Source organism: Leptospira barantonii (genome assembly GCF_002811925.1).
Classification (GTDB): domain Bacteria; phylum Spirochaetota; class Leptospiria; order Leptospirales; family Leptospiraceae; genus Leptospira; species Leptospira barantonii.
Genome location: NZ_NPDS01000001.1, coordinates 241,566 through 256,418 on the forward strand (window position 1 = coordinate 241,566; position 14,853 = coordinate 256,418).

15 protein-coding genes and 1 tRNA gene are annotated in these 14,853 nt (G+C 44.2%); 11 read left to right on the plus strand and 5 right to left on the minus strand.

Annotated features, from left to right (window positions below):
- Nucleotides 1–40 precede the first annotated feature (40 nt).
- The gene (locus tag CH367_RS01105) at nt 41–1,504 is read right to left on the minus strand and encodes a hypothetical protein (protein ID WP_100761299.1); all 1,464 of its coding nucleotides are present in this window, start codon (nt 1,502–1,504) and stop codon (nt 41–43) included.
- 217 nt (nt 1,505–1,721) lie between these two features.
- Here CH367_RS01105 and CH367_RS01110 point away from each other — a divergent pair, with 217 nt between their 5' ends.
- A complete protein-coding gene (locus CH367_RS01110) occupies nt 1,722–2,267 on the plus strand; it encodes a DUF1564 domain-containing protein (RefSeq protein ID WP_100760677.1) in 546 nt (181 codons plus the stop codon).
- A gap of 108 nt (nt 2,268–2,375) precedes the next feature.
- On the opposite strand, the gene CH367_RS01115 is transcribed toward CH367_RS01110, so the two are convergent.
- Nucleotides 2,376–2,750, minus strand: a complete 375-nt coding sequence (locus CH367_RS01115; protein ID WP_100760678.1) for a hypothetical protein — start codon at nt 2,748–2,750, stop codon at nt 2,376–2,378.
- Between the two features lie 132 nt (nt 2,751–2,882).
- On the opposite strand from CH367_RS01115, the gene CH367_RS01120 reads away from it, so the two are divergent.
- The 10 genes from CH367_RS01120 (at nt 2,883) to CH367_RS01165 (ending at nt 12,501) form a co-directional block, all read left to right on the plus strand.
- Nucleotides 2,883–3,842, plus strand: coding sequence for a helix-turn-helix transcriptional regulator (locus CH367_RS01120; RefSeq protein ID WP_100760679.1), 960 nt, complete (start codon nt 2,883–2,885; stop codon nt 3,840–3,842).
- Nucleotides 3,843–3,865: 23 nt separating this feature from the next.
- On the plus strand, nt 3,866–4,759 hold the full coding sequence (locus CH367_RS01125) for a 4-(cytidine 5'-diphospho)-2-C-methyl-D-erythritol kinase (RefSeq protein ID WP_100760680.1): 894 nt from the start codon (nt 3,866–3,868) through the stop codon (nt 4,757–4,759).
- A gap of 4 nt (nt 4,760–4,763) precedes the next feature.
- A tRNA-Gln gene (locus CH367_RS01130) sits at nt 4,764–4,839 on the plus strand.
- Nucleotides 4,840–4,864: 25 nt separating this feature from the next.
- Nucleotides 4,865–5,623, plus strand: coding sequence for a sugar phosphate nucleotidyltransferase (locus CH367_RS01135; RefSeq protein ID WP_100760681.1), 759 nt, complete (start codon nt 4,865–4,867; stop codon nt 5,621–5,623).
- Complete coding sequence (locus tag CH367_RS01140; protein WP_100760682.1) at nt 5,620–6,558, plus strand: ribose-phosphate diphosphokinase; 939 nt, start codon at nt 5,620–5,622, stop codon at nt 6,556–6,558. Before CH367_RS01135 ends, CH367_RS01140 begins: the two co-directional genes overlap by 4 nt.
- Before the next feature lie 15 nt (nt 6,559–6,573).
- The gene (locus tag CH367_RS01145) at nt 6,574–7,206 is read left to right on the plus strand and encodes a 50S ribosomal protein L25/general stress protein Ctc (RefSeq protein ID WP_100760683.1); all 633 of its coding nucleotides are present in this window, start codon (nt 6,574–6,576) and stop codon (nt 7,204–7,206) included.
- A 48-nt stretch (nt 7,207–7,254) separates the two neighbouring features.
- Entirely contained in the window at nt 7,255–7,818 is a 564-nt protein-coding gene (gene pth / locus CH367_RS01150; RefSeq protein ID WP_010573531.1) for an aminoacyl-tRNA hydrolase, read from the plus strand.
- Between the two features lie 158 nt (nt 7,819–7,976).
- On the plus strand, nt 7,977–9,944 hold the full coding sequence (gene ftsH / locus CH367_RS01155; protein ID WP_100760684.1) for an ATP-dependent zinc metalloprotease FtsH: 1,968 nt from the start codon (nt 7,977–7,979) through the stop codon (nt 9,942–9,944).
- Nucleotides 9,941–10,411, plus strand: a complete 471-nt coding sequence (locus CH367_RS01160) for an EVE domain-containing protein (RefSeq protein ID WP_100760685.1) — start codon at nt 9,941–9,943, stop codon at nt 10,409–10,411. The genes ftsH and CH367_RS01160 overlap by 4 nt, the downstream gene beginning before the upstream one ends.
- Nucleotides 10,408–12,501 carry a 7TM diverse intracellular signaling domain-containing protein gene (locus CH367_RS01165; protein ID WP_100760686.1) on the plus strand — a complete coding sequence of 698 codons (2,094 nt, stop codon included), beginning with the start codon at nt 10,408–10,410 and terminating at the stop codon, nt 12,499–12,501. Before CH367_RS01160 ends, CH367_RS01165 begins: the two co-directional genes overlap by 4 nt.
- A 29-nt stretch (nt 12,502–12,530) precedes the next feature.
- On the opposite strand, the gene CH367_RS01170 is transcribed toward CH367_RS01165, so the two are convergent.
- From CH367_RS01170 to CH367_RS01180, 3 genes are all read right to left on the minus strand, one after another.
- A complete protein-coding gene (locus CH367_RS01170; protein WP_100760687.1) occupies nt 12,531–12,920 on the minus strand; it encodes a hypothetical protein in 390 nt (129 codons plus the stop codon).
- A 207-nt stretch (nt 12,921–13,127) separates the two neighbouring features.
- Nucleotides 13,128–14,624, minus strand: coding sequence for a polyamine aminopropyltransferase (locus CH367_RS01175; RefSeq protein ID WP_100760688.1), 1,497 nt, complete (start codon nt 14,622–14,624; stop codon nt 13,128–13,130).
- A gap of 6 nt (nt 14,625–14,630) precedes the next feature.
- Complete coding sequence (locus tag CH367_RS01180) at nt 14,631–14,825, minus strand: hypothetical protein (RefSeq protein WP_100760689.1); 195 nt, start codon at nt 14,823–14,825, stop codon at nt 14,631–14,633.
- Between the last annotated feature and the right edge of the window lie 28 nt (nt 14,826–14,853).

The window sequence follows — 14,853 nt, forward strand, 5'->3', positions numbered from 1 at the left end:
AACGGTTTTGCGGTTCCCTTTGCTTTAGAATACTGCTTTCTCATTTCGTTTCTCTGTCAACTAAAGGATTCAGACCATTCTTTCCTTTGGGAATGTTCCGAATCGTAAGATAACTTAGGATTAGGACGGGCGTTAAAAAGATTCCAACCCAAGCCAAATTGATCGGCGTTCTCCAGGATAACTCCGGATCCGTCCAGGAAGGTAAGTAGGGGAGAATAGTTTCCGGAAAAAAGCCCGGTCTTTTTGAGGGATTCGCCTCCATTGTATGATAAAGGGAAGCGGTATGATCGAACCAAAATTTTCCGATCCAGATTTGATAAGCGACACAAAGACCCGCGATCGACCAGGCGACTTTCTCTGAAAGGGATCGAAGGGTTTTCCAACCCGCAATCAGAGGAAGAAAAAAGATCGGAGCCGAGCTCCATTGAAATCTTCCGGGTAAGGAAAGACAACCGTAGGAGCATGGATGTCCCGCGTTTAGACCAAGTTGTAGAATCAATATAAGCAAAAGAAGAATTCCGATTCTCCTTAAATTCTTATCTTGAAAAAGAAATATCCATCCTAAACTTCCCGGAATCCAGATCAAAGGATTTTGGTAAAAAAGTCCTTGGTTGCGATCCATAAATAGACCGGAAAAGACCGTGATCCAATGTGATAGATCGAAGGTAAAGATCGGCGGAGAATTGAGTTGTGTGCCGCTACCGATTTCGATTGTACTTTGAATCGTTCCGTAAGGTCCGCGCACGGATTCGAACCAAAGAAAATTACAAATCAATAATCCGATTATGAATCCGATAGAAGTTCCTAAGTAGATCGTTTTGGATCGGAGGTTCCATTCTTTTTGGATCAAACCCCAGGCAAGAAGAATGGCGACAACGGGGAGATTTTTCGCGTGAAGCCAGGCCATGATTCCGGTTGCGAATCCACATGTGAAAAGTAGAATATTTTGATTTTTGAATGTTTGGTTCGTTTTGAGGAATAGTAGGATTGTAACGGAAAGTGTGAACAAAATTCCAGTCGGTAAGTCCGGGAAGATTTGTCCCGCCGCCATAGGAAAGGGTAAGCTGATTGAATAGAAAATTCCGAGCGCGGCGGCTTCTTTTCGGGAAAGATGAAACATTCTTCCCATTGCGTAAAAAAGAAATGGGAGAATTCCCGCTAAAATTGCGAGGCCGATTCGTGCTCCTTTTATGCCGGACAGAATGTATCCCGGAAGCGCGAGGATGGCAACGCCAATGGAATGAATGCTATAGAGTTTTCCATTCCTTGCCGTTGTATGATTTTCAACGTCTACAGGGCCGATGATTTTTTTTGTAACGTGATCTTCTTCGTAATTATTTTTTAGATCAAAGTCCCCGTCGCTTCGGATGCTTTCGGAGATCATCAGATAGTGTGGTTCGTCTCCGGTAATCGGCAGTTTCTTTTTTTTATCCCAGCTAAGAATCGCTCCGACGTAATATAGGGCAGGTAGGCAAAGAATTAGGATGATGGAAACTTTTCGCATCTTTGGAAGATTCTTTTTTCCTTTGTGTTTGTCAATCACGACGTAAGTCGTCTTTATTCTAACTTGGTGAAGTGATGACGCGATAATGCGGATCGTATGCGTGTACGCGTGGTTGTGTAAACGCGTTGTTCTCGTTTCTGTGATAATATTTTGATTTGGGAAGATTTTTTTGACGGTTCTTTGAGCTTTGTGTTTGTTTCTCGGAACCGCTTAGGGTATGGAATATGTTCTTTTAAATATGGATCAAAGGATTGATTCTCCCTTGGCGGAAAGAACGAATAAGGTTGTTACGTTACTCGTTCCTGAAAGTTATTTCGATCGTTTGTCTTTGGGTGATCAAAGAAAGTTAGGTAAGAAACTTCCGTATCTTCTGAGAAGATTTTCGAATTTTATGGTCGCGAGAAGTCGTTTGAATCGAAATGCCGGGGCGACTTTGTATCAGAATCCTGGCAAAATGAAAAAGATTAATTTTAGGGTGAATACCGGGCATTGGGCTATATTGGGTGCACTTGCTCATGCACACGGGGTTTCTCGGTGTTATCTTTTTAACTTTCTTTTGTCGTTGGATGAGGTCGGGGTTGGAGATTCGATCGTGAAAATTTTGGATGGAGGAGTTCCTACGTTTCACGAAAATTACAAATACATCTGGCAACTGGATCTAACAAACAACAGAATTAGTAGACATTTAGAATTTTCACCAAACCCGCTTCGAACGTTCTACGACACGAGTTTTCCTTGGTATCAAAAATTTCGAACATCCTGAAGGCTTGAAATGCACAAAAGGATAAAAACAACAAAACGAAATCACAATCATGAAACAAGAATCGACTAACGCACAGTAAACGCGTGGGCGATCAACATCAAGCCGCATTCAAAACGATTCTTCCACCATCCGAATTCCGGGAGGAAGGAATTCTTCCGTTTCCAATTCCAAAACGCAAGAATGATCCAACAAACGAGAGTGGCCAAACGCATCCGAGCGAGAAACAATGCGACCGACAAACGTACAGGATTCTCTACTTTTCACACCGTAGATTGCACCCTGAATCGTATCTCCTTCAACCGAAGACAATTTCCGATCGACCGAAAGTTTGATCCGATTGTCGATCAACTGCATCGGAGTTCCAATAAAGACCCCGGCCGGGTCCATCAATTCTATATAGAATTTACGAGGGTAATAAATACTTCTAAGAATTTTCTTTTCCGAGTTCATCATACAAATAAGAATGCAAAAAAACTTTTGCAAACGGATTCCAAATCGTTGAAAATTTCCGATCTTGGATTACAAATTGCGCAACAAACGATAAACGCAGGAAAGAATCTTACATTTCAGGTTTACAGAATGCGCGCCGTTTTTAGTCTTGAGGCGTAGGTTTTCATGAATCCAAGTACGGTCCGACTGAATTTCAAATTGAATCTGATTCGTCATTTGCGTGACGGAAAAAGAATGACCCTGGAAGAACTCTCAAGCGTAACCGGTGTCACAAATCAAAAGGATCTCAAAGAACAACTCGGAGAACTTTTTTTTCTCGGTGCGACTCCTCACGTGGCCGATTTGATTCAGGTCGATTACGATTCGGAGACGGATACGTTCGGATTGATTCTTCCGTTTCGTTTTGATTCCAGTCTTCGTCTCAGCATCCGAGAATGGCTTACTCTAAGAAAAATTTTAGAAGAAGCCGCCGAAAGTCATATTCAAGAATCGAACGCAAATGCGAGCCCGAACGCAACGATCCAAAAGATTCTTCAGAAAATCACATCGATCGTTCCGGTCGCGGGACAAGACGCGCTTTCAACCTATAAAACGGATATACAAAACGCGATCCGAAACGGAAAATCCGTTCTGCTCGAATACCAATCCAGAAGCGGCGAAAAATCGACTCGAAGAAAAGTGGATCCGTGGTTCCTTTTTCATTCTTTAGAAGATTATTTATTAGGATATTGTCATGAACGAAAAGCTCCTCGAAACTTTCGACTTGATCATATTCTTTCCTTAAAGATCGGAGACGAATCGATCTCCGAACCCGCCGGCAGAAAAAAATCCACTTATATATCCGAATTCGAAGAGTTTCGAAAGTCACAGGAGAATTCTTCCGGAGTCGCCGAAATCTGGCATACGAAGGAAGTTTTCTACAATCTAAACAGAAAGCTCGGTCTCGAAAGAACTCCTCAAACCAAAACGATCAACGACACAGTTTATCATTTGTCGAAGGCGAAAATTCGAGAGGAAGTTTGGTTTTTGGAAACGATTCTTCCTTTCGGAAAAAACGTTATCCTAAAAAGTCCGGAGCATCTCGTCAAAAGAATCATGGGCGAGATGGAATCCATACTCCGATAAAGTAAGACGATAGGAAAAATCCATTGCTTTCTCCCGCTAAGATCAATCTCGGATTGGAAATCCCTTACAAACGTCCGGACGGTTTTCATGAAATCCGAAGCGTATTTCTAAAAATCTCCTGGGGCGACGATATAGAAATCGAACCCGCCGACAACGGAGTTTTCGAACTGATTTCCGATAACGAAATCATATTAGAAAAACGGAAACTATACGATCAGGTTTCCGAAATCGGAGATCTTAAAAAAAATATTCTTTATAAAACTTTTACAAAAGCACGTTCTCTTTTTCCGGAACTCCCCGGAGTCAGAATTCATCTTACGAAAAGAATTTCTCCGGCGGGTGGACTCGGTGGCGGAAGTACGAATGCCGCTTCTCTCCTGACTTTTCTTTTTTCCTGGCTTTCCTTTTTTACTTCCGACGAAATGCACGATCTCGCGGCTCAGATCGGATCGGATGTTCCTTTTTTCTTGGGCGACGGTCATGCGTTTGTTACCGGAAGAGGAGAAATTTCCGAAGAAATCGAAGTTCATTCTGGACAAGGGATTCTCGCCTTAACTCCACAGGTGATGAATACGGCGGAAATGTACTCCTTATTGAAAAAACCTTTACAAGAGGGGCGCTCCCAGAAAGATGGGAATACGCTGTCGGAAAATCTGATTTCTGTCCTAAAAAACGGGGATTGGAGCGCTCTGCAGGGTAGGCTCTTGAATGATTTTGAGCCGGTTGCCTTCCAACTTCATCCGGAATTGGGAGTTCTCAGGGACAGATTCCTGGAGTTTGGATCCAGTTATTGTTCTTTGACCGGTTCGGGTTCGAGTATGTACGGGCTGGTTCAAGGGCTTGAGATCCAAGAAGAACTGTTGCACAGGCTGAGACAGGAATTCCCAAATCTCACATTCGTACGATTCAACTTTTAGAAACTGGGCTGTCGCCAAGTGGTAAGGCAGCGGTTTTTGGTATCGCCATTTCCTAGGTTCGAATCCTAGCAGCCCAGCCAGTGAATTACTGACATTTATTAAACGATGAAACCTACTCAGGATAAGGTCGCTGTGGTATTAGCCGCAGGGAAGGGCACCCGTATGAAGACGGATCAGCCTAAGGTTGCGGTAGAGCTGAATGGCAAGCCGCTACTTCTCCATGTACTCGATCACCTGAAAGGATCCGGCGTAGAACGGATCGTAGTCGTAGTAGGCTACAAAAAAGAATTAGTCCAAGCTCTTTGTGCCGGAATTCCCGGAGTCAGCTTCGCAGAACAAACCGAACAACTCGGAACCGCACACGCTCTTCTTTGTGCGGAACCGGAACTCAAAGACTTTCAGGGTTCCGTGATCGTTGCCTGCGGCGACGTTCCGATGATCACCGCAGAAACGTTCGGCAATATCGTAAAAGAACACAAACAAAACGAATTCTCCGCTACGATCCTTTCCGCAGTTGTAGAAAAACCTACCGGTTATGGAAGAATCATCCGCAACACATCCGGCGATGTTACGGCTATCGTAGAAGAAAAAGATTCCAACGCGGAAGAAAAACTCATCAACGAAATCAATACCGGAACCTACGTGTTCGACGGTGACGGACTTTTCGATTCTCTCAGACAAATCGGAAATTCAAACGCTCAGGGAGAATACTATCTTCCCGATTTAGTGAAATTATACAGAAACTCAGGAAAGAAACTCGGCGCTATGAAACTGAAAAATCATCTCGAAAGTCACGGTGTGAATTCTCCCGAAGACCTGCAGATGCTTTCCGCAATGATCAAAGGGGAGGCCGTCCATCCATGAACGGAGACATCGCGGTATTTGCCGGAAGTTCCAATAAACAAATCGCCGAAGAAATTTGTACTCATCTCAATATTCAACCCGGTAAGATTAACTTAAAGAAATTCTCCGATGGAGAAATTTCGGTTAAGGTGGAAGATAACGTTCGTGGACGCGAAGTGTTTATCGTTCAATCCACTTCGGCTCCGGCTAACGATCATTTGATGGAATTGATTCTGATCATGGACGCGCTTCGTAGAGCTTCCGTTTCCAGCATCAGCGTCGTAATTCCTTACTACGGTTACGGTCGTCAGGATCGCAAAGTGGAACCTCGAGTTCCGATTTCTGCGAGAATCGTCGCTGATCTTCTCGAAGTTGTGGGCCTGAACCGAATTCTCACCATGGACTTACACGCGGATCAGATTCAGGGATTCTTCCGTGTTCCTGTGGACAATCTCCACTTTGCTCCCGTTTTAGCGGATTATATCAATACCAAAAATATCGAAGACCTCGTAATCGTTTCTCCGGATTCCGGCGGAGCGGAAAGAGCGAGAGCTTTCGGTAAAAAAGTAAACGGTTCATTAGCAATCATTGATAAACGAAGACCGAAAGCGAACGTCTCCGAAGTTATGAACGTGATCGGCGAGATCGAAGGTAAGAATTGTATCCTTCTCGACGATATGATCGATACCGCAGGAACGATCTGCAAGGCCGCGGACGCTCTTTTGAAACACGGAGCAAAGTCTGTTTATTGTGCGGCGACTCACGGAGTTCTTTCCGGCGAGGCGGTGGATCGTATCAACGCGACTAACTTCACCGAAGTCGTTCTTGCGAATACGATCGCGATCCCCGAATCCAAGAAGATTCACAAATTGAAATCATTGTCCGTAGCTCCTCTGTTCGCAAACGCGATCAAGAGGATTCATACAAATCAATCAGTCAGCACTTTATTCGATTAAGGTTAGGTAATAAGAATGAGCCAGAGCACAATTCACAAAATCGCGGTTAAAAAAAGAACGGAAACGGGTAAAAACGAAAACAATCGTCTTCGTTCCTCCGGAATGGTTCCCGTGAATATCATCGGCGCCGGCGTAGCGACTTCGGGCGCGGTAAACGAGAAAGAACTCGAAAAGATGGTTCACTCGGGAATCCGTCAGTCCACTCTCATCGAACTCGACGTAGAAGGCCAAGGCCAGCAAAAAGTATTCGTAAAAGAAATCCAAAGATTTCCTGAGATCGATAGAATCCGTCACGTGGATTTCTACAAAGTTGTTCCCGGTCAAAAGATCGTTACCAGAATCGGTATCGAAACCACCGGGATTGCGAAAGGTTCCAAGACCGGAGGTCAATTCGAACACATCATTCACGAGATTCGCGTTAAAACGATCCCTGAAGATCTGGTCGAAAACCTTACGATCGACGTTACCGATCTCGACGTAGGCGACGCGATCAAGATCAGCCAGTTGAAAGTTCCTGCAAGCTGGGAAATTTTAATCAACGGAGATCCGATCGTGACTTCCGTGAATAAAACGAAAGCTCTCCTTGCCGCTGAAAGAGCGGAAGCTAAAGGCGCAGACGACGCTAAAGGCAAGAAAGGAAAAAAATAAAAACGGAACTTCAATCAGGTCTAATCTGATAAAAACAGATAGGTATTCATGAAGCTGATCGTCGGACTCGGGAATCCAGGGGACAGATACAACAATAACCGCTCAAACATCGGTTTCAAGATTTTAGATGTTATCGCCAATAACATCAATGTTGAAATCAAGACCAAGAAGAAGAAATCTCTGATTGGTCGCGGTGATTTTGAGGGGGAAGAAGTTGTACTTTTAAAGCCTCAAACTTTCAGCGACCTATCCGGCGAATCCGTTTTATACATCGCCTCTTTTCTAAAAATCCAAGTGGGAGAAATTCTGGTCATTCAAGAAGACTGGTCTCTTCCTCTCGGGAGAATTGTAGTCGATAAGGGAACGCAAGAAACGGATCACCCCGGAGTTAAGTCCATCATCCAATCTCTTCGTTCTCCGAACTTCATCCGGATTCGGATCGGAATCTGGAATGACGGTTTTGATTTGAAGGCTCGGGATTCTTTCTTAAAGGAAGATTTCGAACCTATGGAAAACTTGAGTCTGATTCAGATCATCAACGACGCGGAAGCGGCGATTCGTTCGATTTCTCTCGGAGATATCGACGACGTGATCGAAAAATATCATCTTTGAAGTAAAAAAATCTTCGCGATTTCCGTTTCCTTCCGATTTCGTTTTGGCCGTATCGGCCAATTCTTCCTTGCCTTTTTGAAGAAACGTGAAATCCTATCTGAAGGAACCTCTTGCCTGTTGATTGTTTCTTACAGGCGTCTAAGTTACAGGAGAACTCCATGAACAAGAACTTAAAAAACGTATTCTTCGTCCTGATTATTATGATGGTCGTTTTGATCATCGCCTACAACTACGAAAACAACGCAGGCGCAACGAAGGATGTCTCCTATTCCGATTTTTTAAACATGTTGGAACCGGTGGAAGGCAAAAAGCCTCTCGGTAAATTGTATAAGGGCAACGTCGACAAATACAATAAGATCCAAATCGAAAAAGACGTGATCGAAGGTTTTTACATTCCTTCCGAATACGCGGAATCCAAAACCGCGAAACCCGTAAAATTCAGAACTACGGTCGCTCCTCTCGACAAGGACCTGATCGCTTCCTTAAGAAGAGCTAACGTGTCTTTCGACGCTCGTTCTGCTGAAGAAGGAAAGTTCTGGAGTGTGATCGGAAGCAACATTCTTCTCATCGTTATTTTAATCGGTCTCTTCTGGTTCATCATGATGAGACAAATTCAATCGACCGGAAACAAAGCGTTCTCCTTCGGTAAATCCAAAGCAAAGATGACCGTCGATCCGAAAGTAAAAATCACTTTCGAAGACGTCGCAGGTTGCGAGGAAGCCAAGGAAGAATTGGTCGAGATCATCGAATTCTTAAAAGATCCTAAAAAGTTTCACGCGATCGGTGCGAGAATTCCCACCGGTGTTCTGTTAGTCGGTCCTCCGGGAACCGGTAAGACCTTACTTGCAAGAGCGGTTGCAGGTGAAGCGGGTGTTCCGTTCTTCTCCATTTCCGGATCGGACTTCGTTGAAATGTTCGTAGGGGTGGGAGCTTCCAGAGTAAGAGATCTTTTCGATCAAGGTAAGAAGAATTCTCCTTGTATCATCTTCATCGACGAGATCGACGCGGTCGGTCGTTTGAGAGGCGCGGGACTCGGCGGGGGACACGACGAAAGAGAACAAACCCTCAACCAAATGCTCGTAGAGATGGACGGCTTTGAAAAGAACGAAGGTGTGATCGTGATGGCCGCTACGAACCGTGCGGACGTTTTGGATCCCGCATTACTCAGACCGGGTCGTTTCGATCGTCAAGTGATGGTTGATCTTCCGGACATCAAAGGACGCGAAGAAATTCTCAAAGTTCATTCTCGCAAAGTTCCGATGACCAGCGATATTTCTCTTCATTCCATCGCAAGAGGAACCCCCGGTTTTACCGGAGCGGATCTCGCGAACCTCATCAACGAAGGCGCTTTACTCGCGGCTCGTAAGAATAAAAAAAGAGTAACTCAGGAAGAACTCGAAGAAGCCCGCGACAAAGTGATGATGGGTCCTGAAAGAAAATCGTTCTTCATTTCCGAAAAGGAAAAAGAAGTCATAGCTTATCACGAAGCGGGTCACGCGATTCTCGGAACACTTCTTCCTTATACCGAACCGGTTCATAAGGTTACGATCATCCCGAGAGGACGCGCGCTCGGACTTACTCAATCTCTTCCTAAAGAGGACAAACACATTCTTCCTAAAACCTATTGGCTCGATCAGATCGTCGTAGCGATGGGGGGATTTATCGCGGAAGAATTTAAGTTCGGAGTAACTTCGACCGGCTCCAGCAACGATATTCAACAAGCCTCCAACATCGCTCGTAAGATGGTCTGCGAATGGGGAATGTCCGAAAAACTCGGAACCGTAAACTACAGCGGCGATCAAGCTAACGTGTTTATCGGAAGAGACATGGGTCACAGCAGTAAATATTATTCCGAAGAATTCGCGGCGATGATCGACAAGGAAGTTCGTGAAATCATTCTTACTTGTTTGAACAAAGGACGCGATCTGGTTCGTAAGAACGCGTCCAAGTTCGAAGGTCTCGCAAAGGCCCTTCTCGCTAAGGAAACAATTTCTCACGAAGAACTGATGGTGATCGTTCATCCGGCTAACGAAGAAGGCGCAAAAAAAAAGCCGGAAAAGTCCGTGAAATCTAAAAAGCAAAACGGCATTAAAACCAACCCAGCGTACAACGCCGGAATGGAATGAATTACTGGCTTTTTAAGACAGAACCGGACGTCTTTTCGATAGACGACTTACACAAGGCTCCTTCCCATATCGCTCCTTGGGAAGGAGTAAGAAATTATCAAGCCCGCAATTTCTTGCGTGACAGTATTAAAAAAGGGGATTTAGTTCTCTTTTACCACAGTAGGGCGAACCCCCTTTCCATCGTAGGAACCGCAGAAGTCGTGAAGCCGGGTTATCCGGATCATTTCGCTTTTGATCCTTCTCACAAATACTTCGATCCGAAGAGTAAGACTGAGAATCCTACCTGGTACATGGTAGATATAAAATTCAAAAAGAAATTCCCAGAACCTGTCACGATGGAAGAAATGAAAACACATAAAGTGCTGAAGAATATGGTTCTTTTACAGAAAGGCTCCCGCCTTTCGATTCAGCCGGTTTCTCCCGCAGAGTTTCAGTACATTCTGGGACTTGCGGGTGTGAAACTTTGAAGCTCGGAGTTTCCCTTTTTAACTTTTTTTTGACGTTTGGAATCGCCTTTTCGATTCCGACTAACGTATTTTCGCAAACACAGACACAGACCCATACTAAAACGTCCTCTTCTCTTTCTTTAACGGAAGAATTCGTATTTTCCCTTTCCGGCGACATGAAAGGACAATACATAGGCAAGAATCTTCAAATATTAGAAGATCCTAATGCACAAATTCGGATCGAAAATTTTTCCGATCTGAATTTTAATCCCGACTGGCAAAAGCTCGGTAAGGACAGCCTTTCCAAGGGTTATACCCGTTCCGTTTTTTGGGTTCGTTTTAAAACCCGTTATCAAAACCACGAGTTCGGTTCTCATCCTTGGTTTTTGGAATTGGCAAATCCCGCTTCGGAAGAATTTACCGTTTATAAAAAAATTTCCGGGTTTCCGATCCGTTACGAAGAAATCAAAAAAGATCAGAGTGTCCGTTACTTTCATCCGGTTTATCGCCTCGTTTCCAAAAACTCCGCTACGGACGAATATCTGATCCGCGTCGCCACGAGAAGATCCTTGATCCTGAACTTCAAGGCTTGGAGCGTTTACGAATTCATAGTCAACGTTCAAATTCAGAATATATTGTTCGGATTGTTTTTCGGCGCGATTCTCGTGATGCTCGTATATAACGGTTTTGTTTTGTTTACCGTTAAGGAAGCGGGTTATCTATTTTACGTCCTTTATCTTTTATCGTTCGCGTTATGGCAGTTATCCGTTACCGGAGTAGGGAACCAGTATCTTTTTTCGGAAGCTTTGGAAACCTGGAACGATTTTTTGGTTCCGTTCGCGTATCTCGCGATCGTTTTTTCGATTCAGTTTACCAGATCTTTTTTGCATACGGATCGAAAGACCAAAATCCTAGATCGGATTCTGATCCTTTTTATGGTCCCGGGAATCGTAGGGATCTTACTTTCCTTTTTTCCAATATTCTACTTTTGGAATATGCAGGCTTTGACATTGTTTCCGATTCTCGCTTCCGTGATCGTTATTTACGCGGGGATCGATCGATATCGTCAAGGTTACAGACCGGCTAGATTCTTTTTAATGGCTTGGTCCGTTCTTGTGGTTTTTATTCTCGTTACGGTTCTGCGGAACTTTTCGATTCTTCCGAGCAATCTTTTTACGAATTGGGGATCCTTGATCGGATCTCTGCTTGAGATGACTTTGTTGTCGTTCGCACTTGCGGATCGTTTCAAATCCTTACAAGCCGAAAGTTTACGCACGAGCATCGACGCATACGAGAATCAGATCAAACTTTCCGAGATCGAACAAGAACTCAAGATCGCGAGAGAACTTCAAGAGTCCATTCTTCCCGATAAACTTCCGAAACTGGAAGGAATCGAACTTTCGGTCAAGATGGAATGTGCGAGTTCGGTGGGCGGGGACTTTTACGATTTTCACGATTACGGAGACGGAAGACTCGGCGTTTTTATCAGCGACGTTTCCGGTCATGGGATTCCCGCGGCGATCATCGCTTCCATGGTCAAACTTGCGTTTTCGATCGAGGTCAGAAAAGCGGTAGAACCCGCCGATCTTCTGAAGAACGTTAACCGCGCATTGATGGGTAAATACGGAAAACATTTTATCACCGCGGCGTATCTGATCATAGACATACACAAAGGTATCATAACGTATTCGAACGCCGGTCATCCTCCGATCGCCATTCTCAACCACTCCAAGGGAGAATTCAGGGAAATCTTTTTGCCCGGTTGGATTATGGGATTGGACGGAAATCTCAAAAACGGTCAGCTGATCATTCCGATCAAAAAAGACGACCGAGTCGTTCTGTTCACGGACGGAGTCACCGAAGCTCGAAACAAATTCGGTCAGATGTTCGGTTATCAGAAGTTTTACGAACTTTTAAAATCTCATTCGGAAATTCAGGGCGAGGTTTTGAATCAGATCGTTTTTGATACGGTGAGAAATTGGTCGGGAAGAGGGGATCAGTTCGAAGACGATATCACTCTTTTGATTTTGGATTTGAACGGTAAAACGGAAAGAGATTTGGGAGAAACGATCGTTCCTCCCTATCAAGAAATTTCTAAAACCGGAAGTTAAAACCCCCGCTCTAAAAATCGGATCGATTCTTATTTCTTAAGATCTTTCAGATACGTAATCAATTCGGGAGAAACCTGAATCGGTCTTTTTCTGTAAGTCTTTTTGTATTCTTTCTTAAATTCCTTATGACAGGACTTGCAGGATTGTTCGTAGTCCTTTGTCTTCAACGCTTCTTGAGAAATTTCGGTCCATTTCGCTTTTTGTTCGTCGAGTGCGAAGTTCGGAAGTTCGGTTAATATCTTTTCGATGTATTCCGGTTTTCCTTTTTTTGCCGCTTTCATCGCCGCCTTTGCGTAATCTTCCATAAAGTCGTGAACCGTGGATTCGATTTTTCTTTCCGGTCCCGCGGAAACGGAAACGCTGATAAGAACGGTTAACGCGACGGCGGCGAACGTAAAAAGGGAAATTGTTTTTCTCATTGAAATCCTCTGTGATGAAATGCGTCGTATGAGTTTGTTAATTTTTTCCGCGACCGTAATATGAGATCGGGATTTGATTACGACACTCATAAGTAAGACATCGATTTTTAGTTCAAGTTCCGCGTTTTTAAGAATTCTGTCAATTTTAGAATCTTACAAATCGCAAGCGCATTTTGCTCGAACATTTGTAGGAGTTCCTACAACCCTTCAATCCAGAATCCGATTCCATTCTCGGTCGTAATACCGAACCAGCGCCTGATTGTCCAAACGATTGATCTCCACCGGAATCCTCGACATATCCTGAGGAAAAACTTGAATCGATTCGAGTTCTTGTTGATTCAAAAAACGAAGATGATCCGGAAATTCTTTTTTGAACCGAATCGGTTTTTGTCCCGCCAAAACGAAACCCCATTCTCCGAAGGAAGGAACATAAACGTGAATCGGAAGCGTTTGCAAACCAAGGGACGCGATCGTTCTTTCGATACACCAATAGGAAGAGCGCGCAAACAAAGGAGAGGTGGATTGAATTTCCAAAACGGAGGTTTCGTTCATTCTTCTTTTTAAAACTTGAAAGAACGCGGTAGTATAAAGTTTTCCTAATGAAAAGTTGCTCGGATCGGGAAAGTCTATGATGACCGCGTCGAAAACCTCTTCGGAATTTTCGAGCCATACAAAAGCGTCCGTGTTGATCACCTTCACTTTAGAATTTTTTAAACTTTCGTCGTTGAGTTCCTTCAACATTCCGTGATCGGTAAATAAATTCGTGATGGCAGGGTCTAGGTCGACCAAGGTGATCGATTCTACGCCCTTGTGTTTGAGAATTTCTCGGACGGCAAGTCCGTCTCCTCCGCCTAAAACCAACACACGTTTCGGAGCCGGATGCGCGAGTAAAGCGGGATGAACCAGCGTTTCATGATAACGGTATTCGTCCCTTGAGGAAAATTGAAGATGTCCGTTTAAAAAAAGACGAATCTCGTTCTTCCATCGGGTAACGATGATTCTTTGAAACTGAGATTGTTTGGAAAGAATGATCTCGTCCGTGTATAAGGACTCTTCGCTATAATACGTGATCAGATCCGAAAACGAAAAACCCAAAACCAACAAAGTCAACACGATCACGGATTGCGCGCGAAGCAAAATCATTCTCGAATGTTTTAAGGGTAGGGCCCAGGTTCCCCAGAGAGCGACTCCAGCATTCAAAATTCCGAATATGAATCCGGTCCGAATCAGACCCAACTTAGGAGCGAAGAAGATCGGAAAAAGAATGGAGGCGAGTAACGCGCCTACGTAATCCAAACTCAACACTCTGGAAACCAACTCCTTGAATTGAAGTTCCTTTTTTAAGATTCGAAGTAGAACCGGAATTTCAAGGCCTACCAAGATTCCGATCAGAACCACGAGTAAAAATAAAGGAATTTGAAAATATCGAATTTGTCCGAAGCTCAGATACAAAATCGCGGAGCTGAAGCCGCCCACGAGTCCGATCGCCAATTCGATTTCCAAAAACTTGGGAACAAGATCCTTTTCCACGTACTTCGACAACCAGGATCCGACTCCCATCGAAAACAGATATGTTCCGATGATGAGGGAGAACTGCGTTACGGTTTCCCCGAGAAGATAAGAGGCGATGGTTCCGGCCAAAAGTTCATAGACAAGGCCGCAGGAAGATATGATGAGAACGGAAATATAAAGCGCGGTCTGCAAACGGTTTTACTTTCCTCCGGAATATCTCATAAAGTTCGTGTAATGCGACCGATACACTCCGGGATTCTCGCGGACGGTTTTAGGAACGTTTTCGATCTCGTCCACGTTGCTCGAACCTCCTCCGTAAAAATTATTGTATGTAAGATAACCCGTAAGCCAGAGGACATACGCGGGATATAATAATTGTTTAATGTATTTCATGATAGCCTCTTATCGTAAAAATTCTGCG